Source organism: Sinorhizobium meliloti (assembly GCF_017876815.1).
GTDB classification, from domain to species: Bacteria; Pseudomonadota; Alphaproteobacteria; order Rhizobiales; family Rhizobiaceae; genus Sinorhizobium; species Sinorhizobium meliloti.
Map to the genome: position 1 here is coordinate 1,096,770 of NZ_JAGIOS010000002.1, position 19,832 is coordinate 1,116,601.

A 19,832-nucleotide genomic window follows, 5' to 3' on the forward strand; every position below is an offset into this window, starting at 1 on the left:
GAGACCGCGTTCCCCACCCGGGAGCGTCAGAGCGTTGCGCCGACTTTGCGAAGTTCGGCGAGAACCGGTGCCTTCGGCAGCCAGATCTTGTCGTATTCGGCGATGATCCGGCCGGCGTCGGCGACTGTGACATCCTTGATCGGAATGCCTGCGCCGGCGAACTTTTCGAGGAGGGCCGGCTCGTTGGCGACGGTTGCGTCGATCTGCTCGTCGAGCGCTGACTTGGTGAGGCGGGCGATGATCTCCCGGTCGGCCTCGGGAAGGGTCTGCCATACGCGGCCGGAGGCCAGCGCCACGCAGGGCATGAAGATGGCGTTCATCTTCAGCATGGTCTTGGAAACCTTGTCGAAGCGCTGGTTCCAGGAGAAGTCGAGGTCCGCCTCCAGACCGTCCACCTGGCCGTTCGACATGGCGTCGAAAACGGCCGGCGTCGGAATCGGCGTCGGCGCGGCGCCGAGGAGCTGGTAGAAATCGCGATAAGCGGGCGTCGTATTGATGCGCAGCTTCATGCCGTTGATGTCGTCGAGTCCGGCGATCTCCTTGGCCGAGAAGACGACGCGCATGGTGGTGATGCCCCAGGCAAGGCCGACCGTTCCGGTCTCGGCCGGAAGAACGTCGAGGAGCTTCATGGCGACCGGTTCGCGCACGAGCTTGGCGACCTTGGCGGTGGAATCGACGACCCAGGGCGCGTTGATCGCGGCAACGGCGGGAATGCGCGAGCCGAGTTCGGCGGTCATGATCCAGCCGAGATCGAGCGCGCCGCTCTGCATCTGCTGCAGCATCGCCGCCTCGTTGCCGAGCTGGCCGGCCGGAAAGACCGAGATCGACAGGCGGCCGTTCGTCTCGGCCTTGAGGGCTTCGCCCACCTTGAGTGCGGCATTGTTCCAGGGGTGTCCCGGCGGCGTGACGATGCCGAGGCGCAGGGTGCGCGTTTCCTGCGCGCGCACGAGCGATGGCGTGGCGAGCGAGAGGGCTGCGCCGGCGGCAACGCCGCCAAGGAAGGTTCTGCGGGAGAATGTCATGGAAGATCCTCTGGCTGGTTCGTTATGGTTATCGGGCGAAGAAGGTCGAGAGCGAGGGAATGAGCGACAGGAGCACGAGCATGAGGCAGGAGACGAAGAAGAACGGCAGCGTCACCAGGAACATCTTGCCGGGCTTTGCGCCGGTCACCGCGGCCGCCACGAAGAAGCAGAGCCCGACCGGCGGCGAGAGGAAGCCGAGGACGAGGTTGACGACCACGACGACGCCGAAATGGATCGGGTCGATACCGTAGACCTCGGTCGCGATCGGCAGGAGGATGGGCACCGTCATGATGAGCCCGGGCGCCCCGTCGATCACCGTGCCGATGACGAGCAGGATGACGTTGACGAGCAGCATGAAGGTGACCGGATCCGAGGCGACGGTCTGAACCCAGCCGGCAACCTGCTGCGGCACCATGCCGTAGACGAGTACCCAGGAGAAGACCGCGGCGGCCGCAACGAGGAAGAGGACCACGGCCGAATAGATGCCGGCTCTCAGCATCATTCGAGGAAGATCGGAGAATTTGAGCTCGCCGATCCAGAAGCGACCGACGAGCACCGCTGCAACGGCCCCGACTGCTGCGGCCTCCGTCGCATTGGCGAGGCCGGAGAGGATCGAGCCGACGATGACGAAGGGGATGAGAAGCGTCGGCAGCGCATCCAGCACGATACGGACGCGCTCCTGGAGCTTCATGCGCTCGCCGCGCGGATAGTTGTAGACGAAACCCATCGCCGCGATGACGAGGCAGAAGGCTACGGTCAGCAGAATTCCGGGCACGATTCCTGCGGCCAGCATATCGCTTACCGGAACCTGCGCGAGTACGCTGTAGACGACGAACATGATCGACGGAGGGATGATGGGACCGAGCATGCCCGAATAGGCGGTAAGCCCGGCGGCAAAGGTCTTGTCATAGCCCTTCTTCTCCATCTCCGGCACCATCATCTGCGCCATGACGGCAACCTGCGCCGTGGCCGAGCCGAGTATCGAGGCGACGAACATGTTGGCGAGCAGGTTGACATAGGCAAGCCCGCCGCGCATCGCGCCGACGAAAGCCATCGTCATGTCGATGATGCGCCGGGTGATGCCGCCGCCGTTCATGATCTCGCCGATTAGCACGAAGAGCGGAATGGAAATCAGCCCGTAATTGTCGACGCCGCCGAAGAGTTGCGTCGGAAAGCTCTGGAAAAGCAAGGGATTTCCGGAGGCGAAGATATAGACGATGCTGCCGAGGCAGAGGCAGACGCCGATCGGAACGCCGACGAGCATGAAGGCGAGGAAGGCGGCGGTGGTGACCATCAGTTCACTCCCTCGGCGCTCGAAAGTTCGCGCCGCTCACGCTGAGGCGACAGGCCCAGGTCTTCGACGAGATTGGCGGCGCAATGGACGGTCATGGTTACGGCGAAGAGGGGAATGACGAGGCTGATCGCCCAGATCGGCCAATTCAGCGTCTGGCTGCGCTCGGTATAGAGAAAGTTGAAGCTCTCGGCCGCGAAGGCCTTCGCGTCGAAGCCGGCGCGGATGATGCCGACGGGGTCCATCCACATCCAGCAGAATGCCGCAAGCGCCAGGGCGAACAGGAGGACGAGCAGTGTCGAGGCCGCGCGCATCCAGCGCGCCGCCGCGGGCGGCAGGTAATCCGTCAGCAGCGTCACAGCGAAGTCAAGTCTGAGACGCGTCAGCGCCGAGCCTCCGAGGAAGGCGAGCCAGACCATGGCGTATACGGCCGATTCATCGACCCAATAGAGCGGATGTCCGCTGTAGCGGGTGACGACGTTCAGGAGGATGAGCGCGAGAAGCACGCACATCAATCCGGCAACCGCGCGCTTTTCGAGGGCGAGGATGGCTTCGGAGAGAGAAACGATGGCGCGCGCATAAAGCGGCGGCGCGACTGACTGGTTCATGACTGTTCCCTGGTTTATGTATAAAGTAGATTTTATACATTCCTGGAGTCAATATCATTTTTGGCGGTATTCCTGTAGCGAGCGTCCATGGTTTCACATCTCAAACATCGCACCCTCTCCGGGGCATTAATCGAGGAAATCCGGCAGGCGATTCTCTCCGGCCGCTATCCGGCCGGCAGTCAGCTGCGCCAGGATGCGTTGGCCGAAACCTACGGTGTCAGCCGCATTCCGGTGCGCGAGGTCCTCTTTCAGCTCGAAGCCGAAGGGCTGGTCAGGATCGTGCCGCAGAAGGGGGCGATCGTCTCCGAACTGTCGCTCGCCGAGATCAACGACGTTTTCGAGCTGCGGGCGCTTCTGGAACCGCGGCTCTTCCGCAAATCTGCGCCGCTTCTCGATGGCGACGATTTCGCGCGGGTGGAGGAGGTTCAAAACCGATTCCTCAAGGCGACGGCCGCAGGGGAAATCGATTCCTACGGCCAGCTCAATGCCGAACTGCACCTGGCCCTCTACCGGCGCGCCGAGATGCCCCGGACGCAGCAGATCGTGGCGTCGCTGCTGCAGACGAGCGACCGCTACACGCGCGTCCAGCTCTCAAGCGTCGCAGCGATGACCCGAGCGATGGAAGAGCACGCCGAGCTGATCCGCCTCTGCCGCGCGGGCGTTTTCGAGGAGGCGGCCGGTTTCCTGGTCTTCCACCTCAAGGCCGTACATGAGGACCTGCTGTTCCGGTTGAAGGGACGCGAGTAGAGCCCCGACGGAGAAGGATGGTCAAGCTTCAGGCGCCGGACCGGTCGACTCGCGCAGGATAAGCTCGACCGGCCAGAGCTCGTGAATTTCCGTGGCCGGCCGTCCGGTAAGCAGTTGCAGGGTGAGGTCGGCCGAGCGCGCGCCGGCGGCGCGCAGGGACGACCGGCTCGTCGAAAGGGACGGGACCATGTTGTCGGCCGTGAGATAGGGAAAGACATCGTCATGTGCGATGACGGAGATGTCCTTTCCGACCACAAGGCCGACCGAACGCACGGCGCGATAGACGCCGAGCGCCGTCATCATCGAGCCGGCGACGAAGGCCGTCGGGCGGGGGGACTGCTCGAGGAAGGAACGGGCCGAGCGAAAACCGATCTCGTCGGTGAACTGGCCATGCGTGACGAGGCGCGGATCGAAGGGCAGCCCACGCTGTTCCAGCGCCTCGCGATAGCCCTTGTCGCGGTGGAGCGTGAAAGTGAGACCGTCGCGGCCGTTGATGAGTGCGATCCGTCTATGGCCGAGGTCTAGAAGGTGCGAGGTGGCGCGGCGGATCGCGCCTTCGTTGTCGATGTCGAGCCAGGCGTGCGGCACGTTGGTCTCGGAGCGGCCATGGACCAGAAAGGGAATGCCGAGCTTGTGGAGCAGCAGGATGCGCTCGTCGTTCGGCTTCGGTGAATGGATGATCACGGCGTCGACCCGTCCGCTCGTCGCCAGCCGGCTATAGAGCTGGAGCTCGGCTTTCATATCATGGTCGGCAACCGGGCTCACGAGAATGTCGATATCCTCGCTGTCCAGCCGTTCGGCCATGCCGCTCATGAATTCGGAGAACTGGAATTCGTTGCGACCCATAACGACGCCGATCGCGCCTGCGCGGCCCGTGACCAGGCGCACGGCGTTGATGTTCGGGCGGTAACCGAGGCGCACGGCCTCTTCGGCAACCCGCTTGCGCGTCTTCTCGCTGACCTCCGGATAGCCGCTCAGAGCACGGCTTACCGTCGTTGGAGAGAGCCCCAACTGTTTGGCGAATTCCTTGAGCTTCACTGTTCTTCCCTGCGCCCCTTCTGCGTATTGTCCTGGGATCGGCTCCGAAGCAAGTCACGCAGCAAATCGAGAAGCTGCATTCGCTCAATTTTGCGCGTCGAAGCGATGCGCAGCGCTGCAGACATTCGCGCCGGACTATACCCGGTTCGCCGGCAGTCACAATGCACGCGTTTGCGTCGCTGGCACTGCCAGGATTTGATCGAGAGGGCTATCCGGGTACGATCCAAATCGTTTTAAATTCCTGTGGATGAAGTATTCTCGCAACCAGGTTCATCGCCGGGTCAGGTTGTGGGGCCGACGCGCCGAGTTCCGACTAACATTCGGAATATACGATATAAAATCAGTAATGGCTACGGCGCTTACTTCCGGTGCAACCACGACTTGACAGCAGATTGGCCTTCTGACAGCTTCTGCTTACCCAAACCGTTTTCGAATTGCTGAGGAGCCTGCGAAACCGGGGGGAATTTTGGAGGGACCAATGAACGTGAAGCCTTTTGTAAGGACGCTGATTTCCTGCGCCGCGATCGTCGGCGCAATCGACCTTGCTGCCGCCGCCGAATTGTCTATGGCGGCCAATTCGACCGGCAAGAATCTGAGTTTTCTGCGGGACCAGATCGCCAGGTTCGAGAAGGAGACGGGTCACAAGGTCAACCTGGTGACCATGCCGGCTTCGAGCAGCGAGCAGTTCAGCCAGTATCGACTCTGGCTTGCCGCCGGGAACAAGGATGTCGATGTCTACCAGACGGACGTCATCTGGGCTCCGCAGCTCGCCGAGCAGTTCGTCGACCTGACCGAGGCGACGAAGGACGTGGTCGGCGAGCACTTCCCTTCGATCATCCAGTCGCAGACGGTCAACGGCAAGCTGGTCGCTCTGCCCTTCTACACCGACGCGCCGGCGCTTTATTACCGCAAGGACCTGCTCGACAAATACGGCAAGACGCCACCCAAGACCTGGGATGAACTGGCGGCGACGGCGAAGGAGGTTCAGGACAAGGAGCGTGCCGCCGGCAGTGCCGATATCTGGGGCTTCGTCTTTCAGGGCAATGCCTATGAGGGGCTCACCTGCAACGCGCTCGAGTGGATCAAGTCGTCCGGCGGCGGTCAGATCATCGAGCCCGACGGCACGATCTCCGTCAACAACGAAAAGGCGGCGGCGGCCGTCGAGAAAGTCAAGGAATGGATCGGCACGATCGCGCCCAAGGGCGTGCTTGCCTATCAGGAGGAGGAATCACGCGGCGTCTGGCAGACCGGCAACGCCGTTTTCATGCGTAACTGGCCCTATGCCTACGCCCTTGGCAACGGGGACGACAGCGCCGTAAAGGGCAAATTCGAAGTGGCCCCGCTTCCGGCCGCCACCGACGGCGATCAGCCGTCCTCGACACTCGGCGGATGGAACCTCGCGGTCTCGAAATATTCCGAAGAGCAGGAGGCGGCGATCGCCTTCGTCAAGTTCCTGGGCTCGGCCGAAACCCAGAAGGTGCGTGCGATCGAGCTTTCGAACCTTCCGACGATCGCGGCGCTTTACGACGATCCGGAAGTCGCGGCGGCCCAGCCGTTCATGCCGCATTGGAAGCCTATCTTCCAGAGCGCCGTGCCGCGCCCCTCGGCCGTGGCAAAGGTGAAGTACAACGAAGTGTCCTCCAAGTTCTGGAGCGCCGTGCACAACACGCTTTCGGGTAACGGAACGGCGGCGGAGAATCTCGAGCTTCTCGAAGTCGAACTGACCGAACTCAAGGGCGACGCTTGGTAAAATCGCGAGACCCGGATGGCAGCTCTGCCGTCCGGGTCAGGATCAAACGGCACGGGCGGGACCCGAGCCAACCGGTAGGCTCACGTCATGACTGATCTCTCCCTCGCGGATCGGCCGGCTGCGCTTGCGCATGGCGGCAGGATAGGCTCGGACCTGCAGGCGCAACGGGTCCGTTCGGCCTGGCTCTTTCTCGCGCCAACCTTCCTCGTCCTGGCGCTCGTCGCCGGCTGGCCGCTCATCCGAACCATCTATTTCAGTTTCACCAACGCCTCGCTGACCAATCTATCGGGCGCCGAATTCGTCGGCTTCGCCAATTATCTCTCATGGATCACCCTGAAGAGCGGGCGGACGATTTACAGGGGCCTGCTTGCGGACCCCGCCTGGTGGAATGCGGTCTGGAACACGCTCAAATTCACGGTTCTTTCGGTTAGTATCGAAACGGCGCTGGGCCTTATCGTCGCTTTGGTACTCAACGCGCAGTTTCCCGGTCGCGGACTTGTCCGTGCCGCGATCCTGATCCCCTGGGCGATCCCGACCATCGTCTCCGCGAAAATGTGGGCCTGGATGCTCAACGACCAGTTCGGCATCCTCAACGACATGCTCATCGGCCTCGGCCTGATCGGCGAGAAGATCGCCTGGACCGCCAGCCCCGACACCGCCATGATCGCCGTATTGATCGTCGACGTCTGGAAGACGACGCCCTTCATGGCGCTCCTGATCCTCGCCGGGCTGCAAATGGTGCCGGGCGATATTTACGAAGCCGCCAAAATCGACGGCGTCCATCCGGTACGTGTCTTTTGGCGGGTCACCCTGCCGCTGATCCGGCCGGCGCTGATGGTCGCGGTCATCTTCCGCATGCTCGACGCGCTGCGCATTTTCGACCTCATCTACGTTCTGACGCCCAACAACGCACAGACCAAGACGATGTCGGTCATGGCGCGCGAAAACCTTTTCGATTTCGACAAGTTCGCCTATGGCGCGGCCGCCTCCACCATGCTGTTCCTGATCATCGCGACGATCACGATCCTCTACATGTGGCTCGGTCGTCTCAACTTGAGCGGAGGAGAACGCTGATGGTCGTCGCGATCGCAAAGCGGACGGCGTTTTATGCGCTGGTTGCCGTCATCATCCTCGTCGCCGTCTTTCCCTTCTATTACGCGATCCTGACGAGCCTGAAGTCCGGCACGGCACTGTTCCGCATCGACTACTGGCCGACGGATATTTCGCTCGCCAATTATGCAGGCATCTTTTCGCACGGGACCTTCGTGCGCAATCTCGGCAATTCGCTCCTCGTCGCCACGCTCGTGGTTGCCATATCGCTGCTTCTTGCCGTAACCGCAGCCTATGCGCTTGCCCGGGTACGCTTCCGCGGTCGCGGGCTGCTTCTCCTGACGATCCTGTCGGTCTCGATGTTCCCGCAGATCGCCGTTCTTGCAGGTCTCTTCGAGCTCATCCGCTTCGTCGGGATCTTCAACACGCCGCTCGCGCTCATCTTTTCCTACATGATCTTCACGCTGCCGTTCACGGTCTGGGTGCTGACCACCTTCATGCGGGATCTGCCCATCGAGATCGAAGAGGCGGCGATCGTCGACGGCGCTTCTCCCTGGGTGGTGATCACTCGTGTCTTCATGCCGCTGATGTGGCCGGCGCTTGTGACAACCGGGCTTCTCGCCTTCATCGCGGCGTGGAACGAGTTCCTCTTCGCATTGACATTCACCTCGTCGAACACGCAGCGCACCGTGCCGGTCGCGATCGCTCTGCTTTCAGGCGGCAGCCAGTTCGAGATCCCCTGGGGCAACATCATGGCGGCATCCGTGATCGTCACCGTGCCTCTCGTGGTCCTCGTGCTCATCTTTCAGCGGCGGATCATTTCCGGTCTCACGGCCGGCGGCGTCAAAGGATAGGAGAACAAGATGGCAGAGCTTCAATTGCGCGATATCCGCAAATCCTTCGGCGCCTTCGATGTGATCAAGGGCGTCAGCATGGAAATCAAGCCGGGCGAGTTCATGGTCTTCGTCGGCCCTTCCGGCTGCGGCAAGTCGACCCTCCTGAGACTGATCGCCGGGCTCGAGGAAATCACCTCCGGAACACTTGTCTTCGACGGCCAGATCGTCAATCAGCTGACGCCTTCGCGCCGCGGCATCGCCATGGTCTTTCAGTCCTATGCGCTCTATCCGCATATGACAGTCTACGAGAACATGGCCTTCGGCATGCAGCTTGCAGGCAAGGACAAGCAGCAGTGCCGCAAGCGGGTCGAGGCGGCGGCCGAAATGCTGCAGCTCACGCCCTATCTCGAACGCCTGCCGCGCCAGCTTTCGGGCGGGCAGCGCCAGCGCGTGGCGATCGGCCGGGCGATCGTTCGCGATCCCAAGGTCTTTCTGTTCGACGAGCCGCTTTCGAACCTCGACGCGGCGCTGCGTGTGGCCACGCGCCTCGAAATCGCCAAGCTTCACCGCAGCATGCACAAGACGACGATGATTTATGTGACTCACGATCAGGTTGAGGCGATGACGCTCGCCGACAGGATATGCGTTCTGAGGGACGGTCTCGTCGAGCAGATCGGCACGCCGCTGGAGCTTTACGAGACGCCGAATTCGGTGTTCGTCGCGGGCTTCATCGGTTCGCCGAAGATGAATTTCCTTTCCGGCGCCTTCGCAGAGCCATACAAGGCGGACACGATCGGCATCCGCGCGGAACACCTGGAGATCGATGAACAGGGAGGTGAGTGGAGTGGGACCGTGATCCATTCGGAGATGCTCGGTTCCGACAGCTATATTTATCTCGACATCGGGACCGGCGAGCCGGTGATCGTCCGCGAGAGCGGCATCGCCAAGCAGCAGCCCGGGCAGACGATCAGGATCTCGCCGGCCGACGGCCAGGTTCACCGCTTCGATGCGGGTGGCCGGGCGCTCGGACGGATGCAAATGCGGGGTGCGGCCTAGAACGCAGCCACGAGATTTCGCTCGGAAGTCTCGGAAACAAGGCTGATCCGAAGGATTTCGGATCATTCCAAAGCCTCAAACGTTAGGGCAGGAAAAGGGCGGGGACCCCGCGCGGTTTTCCCGGCCCGGCCCCGCGCCCACACTTCAAGTCACGGACAGTCGGCATCCGGCAGCGGATGCCCCAAATCACGAGGAGAATGACCTTGTCTATCAATGCCATCGTGTGGGGTGAAAACATCCACGAGCAGACGAATGCGGTGGTTCGGGAGATCTACCCGGACGGCATGCACAACACGATCGCAGCCGCACTCAATTCCGACCCGGGGATCGATGCGACGACGGCGACGCTGCAGGAGCCGGAACACGGGCTGAGCGAGACACGGCTCGCCGCCGCCGACGTGCTGCTGTGGTGGGGCCACAAGGATCATGGCGCCGTCGATGACGCCATCGTAGAGCGCGTCGCCAAACGCGTTTGGGAAGGCATGGGTCTGATCGTTCTCCATTCCGGCCATTTCTCCAAGGTGTTCAAGCGGCTGATGGGCACGCCCTGCGCGCTTAAATGGCGCGAGGCGGGAGAGCGCGAACGCGTCTGGGTCGTCAATCCGCGCCACCCGATCGCCGAAGGACTCGGTGAGAACTTCGTCATCGAGAACGAGGAGATGTATGGCGAGCAATTCTCGGTGCCGGAGCCGCTCGAGACGGTATTCATCTCCTGGTTTGCCGGCGGCGAAGTCTTCCGGTCGGGCCTCACCTGGCGGCGCGGCGCGGGCAATATCTTTTACTTCCGCCCCGGGCATGAGACTTACCCGACCTATCACGACGCGACCGTACACAAGGTGCTGCGGAACGCGGTGAAATGGGCGTATAACCCGCAGGGCACCTATAAGGCCATCCACGATGCGCCGAACGTCCCGGTGGAGAAGGCGCTGGAGCCGATCGTCGAGCGCGGCCCGAGACTGCACCGAGCCGGCGAGGCCGGATATCGATGAAGGGGACCCCCATGCGTTTGCTAATTCTCGGAACCGGCGGCATGGCCAACAGCCATGCGAAAGCCTTTGCTGAGATCGAAGGCGTCGAAATGGTCGGCGCCGTCGATGTGGACCCCTCCCGTGCCAAAGCATTTGCCGTCACGCACGGCATCGAAAACACCTTCACCTCTCTCGACGAGGCGATCGCCTGGGGAGAATTCGACGCGGCCACCAACGTGACGCCCGACAAGGCGCATCACCCGACAACCTTGGCGCTCATCGCCGCCGGCAAGCATGTGCTGTGCGAAAAGCCGCTGGCCGAAAACTATGAGAAGGCCGCCGAGATGGCGGCCGCAGCCGAGCGGGCCGGCCTCGTCACCATGGTCAATCTGACCTATCGCAACGTCGCCCCGCTGCAGAAGGCGCGTGAACTCGTGGTCGCCGGTGAAATCGGACGGGTGCGGCATCTGGAGGCTTCCTATCTCCAGAGCTGGCTGGTGTCGCGTGCCTGGGGCGATTGGGCAAGCGAGTCGAAATGGCTATGGCGGCTGTCGACGAAACACGGATCGAATGGCGTGCTTGGCGACGTCGGTATCCACATTCTCGACTTCGCCGGCTACGGTGCCAACAGCTCGGTCGAGCGGGTATTCGCTCGCCTGAAAGCATTCGACAAGGCGCCCGACAACCGTATCGGCGAATACGACCTCGACGCCAATGACAGCTTCGCCATGACGGCGGAGTTCGAAAACGGCGCGATGGCCGTGATTCATGCCAGCCGCTGGGCGACAGGCCATCTCAACGAGCTGAGGCTCAGGCTGCACGGCGACAGGGGAGCCCTGGAAGTGATCCATACGCCTGATGGCTCGAGCCTGCGCGGCTGCATGGGGCCCGATGTCGAAAAGGCCGTGTGGCGCACCGTCGATGCCGGCACTGTGCCCACCAACTACCAGCGCTTCGTCGAGGCGGTGAAGGCTGGCCGCACCGTCGAGCCGGGTTTCCGCCATGCCGCGGACCTCCAGAGAGTGCTCGATCTCGCCATCGAGACGGAGCGCTCACGCCGCGAACTCGGCGTGCCCGACATCGATGCGGTGGTGCAGGAACGCGCTGTGGGGTGAAGGCCGTAGGGTCACAGGACCCCCGCGTGCCGCATTCAAACGATGCGGCGCGCTCTATTTGAATCGATCACGTTCATGACCTAGGTCGACCCGGCCTAATTCATCGCGAGCTAGAGCATTTCAATGTTTCATGGAAACACTGAAATGCTCGAACCATTTGATCCAACGCACTTCCGGATGGAAAGCCGTTACACACTTTTCCTGGAAGTGCTCTAGGCGTGCGAGTGGTGACGATAGTCCCAGACCGCCCAGGCTGCGATTGCGGCGACGAGCACGCCGAGAATGACGTGCGTCCACATCGCATTCACATTCCCCATGAAGCCGAGCAGCCAGGGAGAAACGATCAACCAAAGGCCGATTATCATATTGGCCCATTCCTCCCATTCGGCGAAGGCCGAAAGGGTTGCGACCGCAAGGGCGCCGAGCACGATGCCGGCGATCCAGGCGTTCCACGTCGGCGCGGCTTCAGCCGCAAAGCCGATGACCCAGGGAGAGAGGAACAGGCACGCTGCCAAGACCAGATTTGCCCAATCCTGGCTTCTTCTTCCTGCCATCAGAGTGTTGGGCATGAGAACCTCCACATGTGAAGTTTGGCAAAGCGTCACCACTCGCGTGCAGCTTACGTTGCAACTCCGTTCGCTTCAGATCGCACGGTTCTGTAACGCTTTGAATTGCTGCCGTAATTTTACTCGCAAACCGCGGGTGTTTCAAGGAATCCGTCAAGATTCGGAGTTTTGCCGCCCGCTACGGCTTACGGCTTCCATAGAGCATAACTAGCTCTTGCGCCTTCGTGCGTCCATTCGGATGCTGTCGAAATCAAAACGGCGGCGGAACGGCCGTCGTGTTGCCCCTAGGTCCAACTTTTCTCGCCGGATGCGTCGGCCGATAATTCTGGCGGGCTCCGAAGCGCGCGAACCCGCATGGCTTCGGACGCACAAATTTAATCGAGGAGTGAAGCATGGGCCTTCCACATGCTGAAAAGCGCAACAATGCGCAAGAATCCATCTCCATAGATCGTCGGAGCCTCCTTCTGGGAGGTACGACCCTTGCAGCGGCGGCTGCGGCGAACGGGCCCGTGGGCAGCGCGAAGGCTCAGGAGCAACCGGCGGCAGGCACCGGCAAGCCGCCGAACATCCTCGTCATCTTCGGCGACGACATCGGCATTCCGCAAAACAGCGCCTACACCATGGGCCCGATGGGTTATCGCACGCCCAACATCGATCGTATCGCCGCCGAGGGCTCGATTTTCACCGATGCCTATGGGCAGCAGAGCTGCACCGCAGGGCGCATCCTTCATTCTCGGCCAGGAACAGTTCCGCATGGGGCTGCTGACGATCGGCATGCCCGGCGACCCGCACGGCATACGGGACTGGATGCCCACCATCGCCGACGTCGTGAAGTCCAAGGGTTATGCGACCGGCCAGTTCGGCAAGAATCACCTGGGCGAGCGTGACGAGCACCTGCCGACGAACCACGGCTTCGACGAGTTCTTCGGGAACCTCTATCACCTGAATGCCGAAGAGGAGCCGGAAGGCTACTTCTATCCGAAGGACGAGGAATTCCGGAAGAACTTCGGGCCGCGCGGGAGTCATCGAATCGAGCGCGGACGGAAAGATCGAGGATACCGGAGCGCTCAACACAAAGCGCATGGAGACCGTCGACGCGAGTTCCTTGCTGCCGCGAAGGATTTCATCGAACGCCAAACGAAGGCCGACAAGCCGTTCTTCCGGCGACAAGAACTTCAAGGTCCATCTCGACGGCTACGAGCTCACAGAACTGAAGGGCGAGGCCAAGGAACCGCCCCGCGAAGCGGTCTACTATTTCGACCAGGGCGGCAATCTGAATGCGATCCGGTGGAACGACTGGAAGCTCAGCTTTGCAATCAACAGTGAAGGCAACATCGCCACGGCCACCCGCGAGACCCCGAGCTGGGCCAACATCACAAATCTGAGAATGGATCCCTATGTGCGAGGTGCGAAAGAAGGCGGAGGAGCCATGGAGTTCATTGGCCGAAACATGTGGCTCCTGGTGCCGATCCAGGGCAAGATCAAGGAGTTCTTCCAGGACTTCGACCAGTATCCCTACCAGCCTGGCAGCACTCTGAACGCCAGCGGGATCAGCTATACGTGGCTGCAACAGCAGGCCGCGCTCAAGCGGCTCGGAGAGTTGGGAGAGTTGGAAAGCCTGGCGCCGCGTTGATGCACTTCGTCAGAGCCCGCTGCTACTTCCAATAGATGGGCAATGCAAACGAGAAACGAGGATCGCATATTCCAGCCATATTGCGATCTTCGGGAAAGGCGGGGCTAAGCTCCGCCTTTCCTTTTCAGATTCCTGGCAATGTTCTATCGCTCTTCGGGCGAGGTCGCCAACAGCGAGGACTCCGGGGACCGTACGAAGCCCGTGTATCGTTCGAACTGAAACAGAACATCGTTGATGATCTGGTTGTCCGCCATTCCCATGATGTCATAGCCGCGGCTACCGTCCGAAAAGAAGGTGCGCGCCTCGTAACGGACATCTGCCACGGTTGCGTCATACGCGGTGAAGGCGGGAAGTTTGTGTTCCGACATCTGCACGCCATAGACGAAATCGCGATGGCCTTCGGCCGGAACAGTGAGGGTCAGTGCTCCCGTTTCGGCATCCCGACCGACTGAAGCCGGCCGAGACCGGCGCGTCAGTTCCCTTGCCACTGCCTCCAATGCCGGAAGAACGGAAGCCTGCAGGAATTTCTCCACCGCCCGCCTATCCGGCGTGCTCAAGGTCATCGCCAGGCGCCGCTGCCAGGGCACACCGGACGCGGGATAGGCTCTTGGACCGACCGATCCGGGTGATTGTGTGCGGGCAAGATCGGCCCGCATTCCGACGAATAGCGACCACACCAGAATGAGCATCACGAGGCTGAACGGCAGTGCCGTCGAGATCGTGGCGGATTGGAGTGCCGTCAGTCCGCCGGTGGAGAGCAGAACGGCCGCCACGATACCGCTGAGCGAACACCAGAAAATCCGCTGAAGAGCAGGTGTCGCCGTTTCTCCGCCGGATGCAATCGTGTCGATCACCAGCGAGCCGGAGTCGCTGGAGGTTACGAAGAATATGCTGACGAGCAGAACCGCGAGCGTCGAGGTTACCGCGGGCCACGGCAGATACTCGAAGAACTGGAAAAGGGCGACCGAAAGGTCCGCCTTCACGTCACGCGCCAGTTCGCCGTTGGCGATCGTCGTGTCCACGTAGATCGCCGTGTTTCCAAAAACGGTCATCCAGAGGAAAGTGAACATGGCGGGTACGAAGAGGACGGCGGTGACGAACTCTCTCACGGTACGCCCACGGGAAATGCGCGCGATGAACATGCCGACGAAGGGTGACCAGGAAATCCACCATGCCCAGTAGAACAGGGTCCAGCTGTCGATCCATGGCCGTGGCTCGTAGGCATAGATGTTGAAGGTTCGCAAAACCAGGCTATCGAGATAGAGACCGATGTTCTGGACGAAGTCGCGCATGAGCGTGCCCGTCGGCCCGACCACGAGCACGAAGAGCATCAGCAGTACTGCCAGGAACAGATTGGTCTCGCTGAGAATGCGGACACCCTTTTCGACGCCGGTGACCACCGAGACAGTCGCTATTGCCGTGACCACGGTCACGAGCAGGAGCTGGACGTAGATCGACTGGGGGACCCCCAACAGATAGTTCAGTCCGGAGTTTATCTGAAGGACGCCGAATCCGAGCGAGGTTGCGAGCCCGAACATGGTCCCGCAGATCGCGAATATATCCACGACATGTCCGATCGGCCCGTGAATGCCCTCCTTGAGGAGCGGGTAGAGGCCGGATCGGACGGTCAGGGGTAGATTGTAGCGGTAGCCGAAATAGGCGAGTGACAGCCCGACGACCGAGTATATCGCCCAGGCGTGCACCCCCCAATGGAAGAAGGTTACGCTCATTGCCTCGCGCTGGGCCGCGATGGTCAGGGGTTCGGCTTCCGGCGGCGAGGCAAAATGCGTCATCGGCTCGCCGACGGCAAAATACATGAGGCCAATGCCCATGCCGGCGGCAAACAGCATGGCGATCCAGGACAGGTACCTGAACTCGGGTTCTGAATCGTCCGGTCCGAGCTTCAACTCGCCGTAGCGGCTGAACGCCAGAAATAGCATCGAAAACAGAAAGATGGCCACCGAGAGCAGGTAGAGCCAACCGAACCCGGACAGGATCGCAGTCTGCATTCCGCTGAAAATCGATTCAGCTCTCTTTGGCGCAATCACACCTATCCCGACGAACAGAGCGATGACGGCCACCGAACCGACGAATACCGGCAAATTCACTTTGAAACGCTGCACTTGATGCAACCTCCCCACAGATTCTGCGCGCGAGAGCGGGACTAGGAAAAGGATGTGCGATCTCCCTCGAATCCCCTTCCGGCATAGTAGCACGCCTAGCCGTTGAGCCGGTGAATCGACAAGAGACGACCCGGTTTTGCATTCCTCGAGTCACGGCATGGTCGGATTGAGGGGGAGCAAGGCGGGCTCACGTCGTCCGGGCGCCTTCTCCCCTCGCGCCAACCAGATCTTTCGTGCCCTTTTCAGCCCCGGAAGGAACAGGTCTCCGCGCACCGGCCGGGAAGAAGCCTCCGCAAGGCCGTAAAGCGCCCTCTGCCGGGCGTGGTAAACCTGCTGCGTCTCGGCGTCGGTTAGGCCTGGTTGCCTGGCCGTGAGATATGGCGTTACCGGTGTGAAGACCTTCGTCGTCAATCGCAACGGCATCGTCTACGAGGCGGATCTCGGCGAGGACACCGAGAAGACTGCCGCCGCCATCCGCACGTTCAATCCGAACGACTACTGGGCGGTCGTCCAGGACTAGGAAGGGGGCATTCGAAGCAAAACGGTGCAGTACCGCGGCAACATCAGCGAATATTATGCTGCCGGCGGCCGGCTTGCCGAGCAGGTAAATGCGGACAAGACTGCCGGCCTGGTACAAGATGTCAGGGAGTGCACTGGCGTGGCGCTGCTCGGTGATGACGGCGCAGGAACTGGTTGCAGGGGAGATTGCCGATGCCTGCTTTGAACAGCGTGGTCGACCTTGAACCCGCGGCGGAGATGGTCTGGGTTCCCGGAGCGACCTTCATGATGGGGTCGAACGACCATTACCCGGAGGAAGCGCCCGTGCATCCGGTAACCGTCGACGGATTCTGGATCGATGTGACACCGGTAACGAACCGCCAGTTTCTCGAATTCGTAAATGCGACGGGGCATGTGACCTTCGCGGAAAGAAAGCCGCGCGCCGAAGACTATCCGGGCGCTCCGCCATCCAATCTGAGGGCCGGTTCGCTCGTCTTCACACCCCCGAAGCGACCGCTGCAGGGAACGGATATATCGCAGTGGTGGATATTCACGCTGGGTGCCAACTGGCGGCACCCGCTCGGGCGCAAGAGCAGCATCGGAGCGATTCTGGATCATCCGGTCGTCCATGTCGCTTACAGCGACGCAAAGGCCTATGCCGAATGGGCCGGCAAGGACCTCCCGACCGAGACCGAGTGGGAGCTGGCGGCCCGCGGCGGCCTCGATGGGGCTGAATTTTCCTGGGGCGGCGAGCTTGCGCCGGGCGGAAATCACATGGCCAATACTTGGCAGGGAAGTTTTCCGGTCGAGAATTCTATGGACGATGGTTTCGCGCGAACATCGCCGGTCAGATTCTACCCGCCGAACGGCTACGGCCTCTACGACATGATCGGCAATGTGTGGGAGTGGACCACGGATTACTGGTCCGTGCGCCACCCGGAAGCGGCCGCCAAGCCTTGCTGCATTCCGAGCAATCCCCGCAATGCCGATGCCGATGCGAGTATCGATCCGGCGGCGAGCGTGAAAGTTCCGCGCCGGGTGCTCAAGGGTGGATCGCATCTCTGCGCGCCGAACTACTGCCGGCGGTACCGCCCTGCGGCAAGGCACGCCCAGGAAATCGACACGACGACCAGCCATGTCGGTTTCCGATGTGTCAGGCGCGTTCGATAAGAGCGGGATGGATGAAGAAAGGCGTGCTAGTTTCCTCGTCCCGCTCTATCCAGAAAGGGTTACGGTTAAAGGAAACGTGCAGTAGGTTGCAGAGGGGATAGGTAGCGTTCCGGTGCGATTCGTTCGTCCTCGATTGGTCGCTTCGGGGATGGCGTCGAACGGCCGCACGCAGGCGAGCGTGGGCCGGAGTGGAGTGGGGGCGCGACGGCGTCCGAATTTTGTGAGGCGTGGTTTGAGTGACGTAAGCTCGCGCGGCGACGGGTTCCGTGTAGCCAAGGCCGGGGGATCGGCCTTATCGGCGCTTCTCGCGCTCGCTCTGTTGGCGGGTTGCGGGGGTCACCCTAAAGGCGTCATGACTCCGGTGGCTCTGGCGCAGCCGTCGAACACCTCGCAGGTCGACATGCTGGTGGCGACCACGCGCCAGCCCTCGGGCGACCCGGCGACCCTGTTTTCGGGAGAGCGCAGCCCGACGCTTTCGATGACCGATGTGGCGGTTTCGATCCCGCCGGACTCGCGCCGCGCGCCGGGCACGGTGCAGTGGCCGCGCAAGCTGCCACCCAATCCGGAAACCGATTTCGCCGTCACGCGCGTGCGCGAAATGGCATCGGAAGACGAGGCGCGCACCTGGTTCCGCGCCCATAACAAGGACGGCCATGTGCTTCTTTTCGTGCATGGCTTCAACAACCGCTATGAGGACGGCGTCTTCCGGCTGGCCCAGATTGTCCATGATTCCGGTGCGCAGGCGACACCTATGCTGTTCACCTGGCCGTCGCGTGCGCGGGTGTTCGACTATAATTACGACAAGGAGAGCACCAACTATTCGCGCACCGCGCTCGAGGATACGCTGCGCACGCTGGCAAATGCCCCGAACGTCAAGGACGTCACCATCCTTGCCCATTCTATGGGAACCTGGCTGACGATGGAGGCGCTGCGCCAGATGGGAATTCGCGACGGGAAGATCGCGCCGAAGATCGAGAACGTGATTCTCGCTTCGCCCGACATCGACCTCGACGTCTTCGCCAAGCAGTGGACCGATATGGGCGATGAACGGCCGAAATTTACGATCTTCGTCTCGCAGGACGACCGGGCGCTGGCGCTTTCGCGACTGATCTCGGGGGATGTCTCGCGGCTCGGCGCGATCGACCCCAGCGCCGAACCCTATCGCACGCAGCTAGAGACAGCCGGCATTACTGCGATCGACCTCACCAAGGTCGAGACGGATGACGGCTTGCACCACGGCAAGTTCGCTGAGAGCCCCGAGATCGTGCAACTGATCGGGCAGCGGATCATCAAGGGGCAGACGCTGACCGACTCCGAGATCACTTTGGGCGAAGGGATCACCGCCGTCGTCGCCGGCACGGCCAAGAATGTCGGCACCGTCGCGGCTGCCACGATCACCGCGCCGGTCACCATAATCGAAGGCCGCGGCACGCCGCCGAAGCAAGTCCGGCTGAACGAAACCCTCGCCAGTGACGAACGCTCTCAACGTGCAGTGCCATAGGAGCCGCAAACAAGCCTGGCTGTGCCGGCAAATATTATCGGAGGATAGCATGACGTCTTGGCTCGTTCGAAATCTGGCATTTGCCGCAAGCTGCCTGCTCGGAAGCAGCGCCTTGGCGGCGGACATATATTCGCCGATGACGCCGCAGGCGCGGGAAATCACGACGGAGAGCGGCTGGACGTTTTCCTTCGCCCCCTATTTCTGGGCCGCTGGCCTTTCGGGCGATATCGGCCAGTTCGGTCTGTCCGCCGTCGATGTGGACGCGAGTTTCAGCGACGTCTTCGACCATCTGGATTTCGCTTTGATGGCCACGGCGGAGGCACGCAACGGACCGTACAGCATCTTCGGTGACGCGATATACATCAAACTGTCGGGTCAGGGCGCGACGCCGAGGGGTTTCCTTGCGGACGATGTCGAGCTTGCGACCGAAACATTCGCGGGACTGCTTGGGGCCGGTTACGCGATTTACGATGATGGCTCCTCTCGGCTCGACATTGTCGGCGGCCTGCGCGTGTGGTCCGTCGAGAGCGAGCTCTCCATCAGCGGTGGCGCTCTCGGTACACGGTCGAGAACCGACGATGCGGCCTGGGTGGACGGGATGGCAGGTTTTCGCGGCACCTACTCGATCACTCCGGAAATCTATCTGACCGGATGGGGGCTTGTCGGGGCCGGTGGCGCGGATCTCGACTGGGACGTCGCCGCAGCGATCGGCTACCGGTTCAGCGACACGGTTTCGGCGGTCGCCGGCTACCGCGCGCTTGGCGTCGACTACAGCGATGACGGCTTTGTCTTCGACGTGGTCGAGCAGGGACCGATCCTGGGGCTGGTGGTGCGCTTCTAAACCAATATCACGGAAGGCA

General features: G+C 61.7%; 19 protein-coding genes and 1 pseudogene. 14 read left to right on the forward strand and 6 right to left on the reverse strand.

The features are described from left to right. Positions 1 to 26 precede the first annotated feature (26 nt). From JOH52_RS24075 to JOH52_RS24085, 3 genes are read right to left on the reverse strand one after another with little or no spacing between them, the layout of a single operon-like run. A complete protein-coding gene (locus JOH52_RS24075) occupies positions 27 to 1,022 on the reverse strand; it encodes a TRAP transporter substrate-binding protein (RefSeq protein ID WP_010975202.1) in 996 nt (331 codons plus the stop codon). Between the two features lie 28 nt (positions 1,023 to 1,050). Further along, positions 1,051 to 2,316, reverse strand: a complete 1,266-nt coding sequence (locus tag JOH52_RS24080; protein ID WP_014527533.1) for a TRAP transporter large permease — start codon at positions 2,314 to 2,316, stop codon at positions 1,051 to 1,053. Beyond that, a complete protein-coding gene (locus JOH52_RS24085) occupies positions 2,316 to 2,921 on the reverse strand; it encodes a TRAP transporter small permease (protein ID WP_014530779.1) in 606 nt (201 codons plus the stop codon). Before JOH52_RS24085 ends, JOH52_RS24080 begins: the two co-directional genes overlap by 1 nt. A gap of 87 nt (positions 2,922 to 3,008) precedes the next feature. Between JOH52_RS24085 and JOH52_RS24090 the strand changes: the two genes are divergently transcribed. After that, positions 3,009 to 3,668 carry a GntR family transcriptional regulator gene (locus JOH52_RS24090; protein WP_014527531.1) on the forward strand — a complete coding sequence of 220 codons (660 nt, stop codon included), beginning with the start codon at positions 3,009 to 3,011 and terminating at the stop codon, positions 3,666 to 3,668. A gap of 21 nt (positions 3,669 to 3,689) precedes the next feature. On the opposite strand, the gene JOH52_RS24095 is transcribed toward JOH52_RS24090, so the two are convergent. Further along, positions 3,690 to 4,706, reverse strand: a complete 1,017-nt coding sequence (locus tag JOH52_RS24095; protein ID WP_010975206.1) for a substrate-binding domain-containing protein — start codon at positions 4,704 to 4,706, stop codon at positions 3,690 to 3,692. Between the two features lie 478 nt (positions 4,707 to 5,184). Here JOH52_RS24095 and JOH52_RS24100 point away from each other — a divergent pair, with 478 nt between their 5' ends. From JOH52_RS24100 to JOH52_RS24125, 6 genes are all read left to right on the forward strand, one after another. Beyond that, positions 5,185 to 6,456 carry an ABC transporter substrate-binding protein gene (locus JOH52_RS24100; RefSeq protein WP_013850049.1) on the forward strand — a complete coding sequence of 424 codons (1,272 nt, stop codon included), beginning with the start codon at positions 5,185 to 5,187 and terminating at the stop codon, positions 6,454 to 6,456. Between the two features lie 87 nt (positions 6,457 to 6,543). Next, positions 6,544 to 7,530 (forward strand): carbohydrate ABC transporter permease, encoded by a 987-nt coding sequence (locus tag JOH52_RS24105; RefSeq protein ID WP_014527530.1) that lies wholly within the window; start codon positions 6,544 to 6,546, stop codon positions 7,528 to 7,530. Further along, positions 7,530 to 8,360, forward strand: a complete 831-nt coding sequence (locus tag JOH52_RS24110) for a carbohydrate ABC transporter permease (protein WP_010975209.1) — start codon at positions 7,530 to 7,532, stop codon at positions 8,358 to 8,360. The genes JOH52_RS24105 and JOH52_RS24110 overlap by 1 nt, the downstream gene beginning before the upstream one ends. Positions 8,361 to 8,369: 9 nt before the next feature. Beyond that, positions 8,370 to 9,398 (forward strand): ABC transporter ATP-binding protein, encoded by a 1,029-nt coding sequence (locus tag JOH52_RS24115; protein WP_014530778.1) that lies wholly within the window; start codon positions 8,370 to 8,372, stop codon positions 9,396 to 9,398. Between the two features lie 203 nt (positions 9,399 to 9,601). Next, on the forward strand, positions 9,602 to 10,387 hold the full coding sequence (locus JOH52_RS24120; RefSeq protein ID WP_014527529.1) for a ThuA domain-containing protein: 786 nt from the start codon (positions 9,602 to 9,604) through the stop codon (positions 10,385 to 10,387). Between the two features lie 11 nt (positions 10,388 to 10,398). Further along, positions 10,399 to 11,481 carry a Gfo/Idh/MocA family protein gene (locus tag JOH52_RS24125; RefSeq protein ID WP_014530777.1) on the forward strand — a complete coding sequence of 361 codons (1,083 nt, stop codon included), beginning with the start codon at positions 10,399 to 10,401 and terminating at the stop codon, positions 11,479 to 11,481. A 212-nt stretch (positions 11,482 to 11,693) separates the two neighbouring features. Here the strand turns inward: JOH52_RS24125 and JOH52_RS24130 are convergent, their stop codons facing one another. Continuing rightward, on the reverse strand, positions 11,694 to 12,050 hold the full coding sequence (locus tag JOH52_RS24130; protein WP_003525746.1) for an SPW repeat protein: 357 nt from the start codon (positions 12,048 to 12,050) through the stop codon (positions 11,694 to 11,696). A 389-nt stretch (positions 12,051 to 12,439) separates the two neighbouring features. On the opposite strand from JOH52_RS24130, the gene JOH52_RS36540 reads away from it, so the two are divergent. The 3 genes and pseudogenes from JOH52_RS36540 (at position 12,440) to JOH52_RS36550 (ending at position 13,680) form a co-directional block, all read left to right on the forward strand. Next, positions 12,440 to 12,934 carry a sulfatase-like hydrolase/transferase gene (locus tag JOH52_RS36540; RefSeq protein ID WP_411755797.1) on the forward strand — a complete coding sequence of 165 codons (495 nt, stop codon included), beginning with the start codon at positions 12,440 to 12,442 and terminating at the stop codon, positions 12,932 to 12,934. Next, a pseudogene (locus JOH52_RS36545) lies at positions 12,822 to 13,148 on the forward strand (sulfatase-like hydrolase/transferase); the annotation flags it as partial. The gene JOH52_RS36540 and the pseudogene JOH52_RS36545, both read left to right, overlap by 113 nt. Continuing rightward, positions 13,129 to 13,680, forward strand: a complete 552-nt coding sequence (locus JOH52_RS36550; protein ID WP_017271598.1) for an alkaline phosphatase family protein — start codon at positions 13,129 to 13,131, stop codon at positions 13,678 to 13,680. The pseudogene JOH52_RS36545 and the gene JOH52_RS36550, both read left to right, overlap by 20 nt. 143 nt (positions 13,681 to 13,823) lie before the next feature. Here the strand turns inward: JOH52_RS36550 and JOH52_RS24140 are convergent, their stop codons facing one another. After that, positions 13,824 to 15,803 carry a BCCT family transporter gene (locus tag JOH52_RS24140; RefSeq protein WP_014530775.1) on the reverse strand — a complete coding sequence of 660 codons (1,980 nt, stop codon included), beginning with the start codon at positions 15,801 to 15,803 and terminating at the stop codon, positions 13,824 to 13,826. Between the two features lie 370 nt (positions 15,804 to 16,173). Between JOH52_RS24140 and JOH52_RS24145 the strand changes: the two genes are divergently transcribed. The 4 genes from JOH52_RS24145 to JOH52_RS24160 all read left to right on the forward strand — a co-directional run bounded on the left by JOH52_RS24145 (position 16,174) and on the right by JOH52_RS24160 (position 19,813). Further along, the gene (locus tag JOH52_RS24145; RefSeq protein ID WP_014530774.1) at positions 16,174 to 16,323 is read left to right on the forward strand and encodes a DUF2950 family protein; all 150 of its coding nucleotides are present in this window, start codon (positions 16,174 to 16,176) and stop codon (positions 16,321 to 16,323) included. Between the two features lie 191 nt (positions 16,324 to 16,514). Beyond that, a complete protein-coding gene (locus tag JOH52_RS24150) occupies positions 16,515 to 17,471 on the forward strand; it encodes a formylglycine-generating enzyme family protein (RefSeq protein WP_014530773.1) in 957 nt (318 codons plus the stop codon). Positions 17,472 to 17,703: 232 nt separating this feature from the next. Then, on the forward strand, positions 17,704 to 18,972 hold the full coding sequence (locus tag JOH52_RS24155; RefSeq protein ID WP_014527525.1) for an alpha/beta hydrolase: 1,269 nt from the start codon (positions 17,704 to 17,706) through the stop codon (positions 18,970 to 18,972). A gap of 49 nt (positions 18,973 to 19,021) precedes the next feature. Then, a complete protein-coding gene (locus JOH52_RS24160) occupies positions 19,022 to 19,813 on the forward strand; it encodes a hypothetical protein (RefSeq protein WP_010975217.1) in 792 nt (263 codons plus the stop codon). Positions 19,814 to 19,832 lie beyond the last annotated feature (19 nt).

What these genes read in the sequence shown, in the direction of transcription:
- JOH52_RS24075 (WP_010975202.1), bottom strand. Translation starts at nt 1,022, where the DNA reads ATGACATTCTCCCGCAGAACCTTCCTTGGCGGCGTTGCCGCCGGCGCA.
- JOH52_RS24080 (WP_014527533.1), bottom strand. Translation starts at nt 2,316, where the DNA reads ATGGTCACCACCGCCGCCTTCCTCGCCTTCATGCTCGTCGGCGTTCCG.
- JOH52_RS24085 (WP_014530779.1), bottom strand. Translation starts at nt 2,921, where the DNA reads ATGAACCAGTCAGTCGCGCCGCCGCTTTATGCGCGCGCCATCGTTTCT.
- JOH52_RS24090 (WP_014527531.1), top strand. Translation starts at nt 3,009, where the DNA reads ATGGTTTCACATCTCAAACATCGCACCCTCTCCGGGGCATTAATCGAG.
- JOH52_RS24100 (WP_013850049.1), top strand. Translation starts at nt 5,185, where the DNA reads ATGAACGTGAAGCCTTTTGTAAGGACGCTGATTTCCTGCGCCGCGATC.
- JOH52_RS24105 (WP_014527530.1), top strand. Translation starts at nt 6,544, where the DNA reads ATGACTGATCTCTCCCTCGCGGATCGGCCGGCTGCGCTTGCGCATGGC.
- JOH52_RS24110 (WP_010975209.1), top strand. Translation starts at nt 7,530, where the DNA reads ATGGTCGTCGCGATCGCAAAGCGGACGGCGTTTTATGCGCTGGTTGCC.
- JOH52_RS24115 (WP_014530778.1), top strand. Translation starts at nt 8,370, where the DNA reads ATGGCAGAGCTTCAATTGCGCGATATCCGCAAATCCTTCGGCGCCTTC.
- JOH52_RS24125 (WP_014530777.1), top strand. Translation starts at nt 10,399, where the DNA reads ATGCGTTTGCTAATTCTCGGAACCGGCGGCATGGCCAACAGCCATGCG.
- JOH52_RS24130 (WP_003525746.1), bottom strand. Translation starts at nt 12,050, where the DNA reads ATGCCCAACACTCTGATGGCAGGAAGAAGAAGCCAGGATTGGGCAAAT.
- JOH52_RS36540 (WP_411755797.1), top strand. Translation starts at nt 12,440, where the DNA reads ATGGGCCTTCCACATGCTGAAAAGCGCAACAATGCGCAAGAATCCATC.
- JOH52_RS36550 (WP_017271598.1), top strand. Translation starts at nt 13,129, where the DNA reads ATGGAGACCGTCGACGCGAGTTCCTTGCTGCCGCGAAGGATTTCATCG.
- JOH52_RS24150 (WP_014530773.1), top strand. Translation starts at nt 16,515, where the DNA reads ATGCCTGCTTTGAACAGCGTGGTCGACCTTGAACCCGCGGCGGAGATG.
- JOH52_RS24160 (WP_010975217.1), top strand. Translation starts at nt 19,022, where the DNA reads ATGACGTCTTGGCTCGTTCGAAATCTGGCATTTGCCGCAAGCTGCCTG.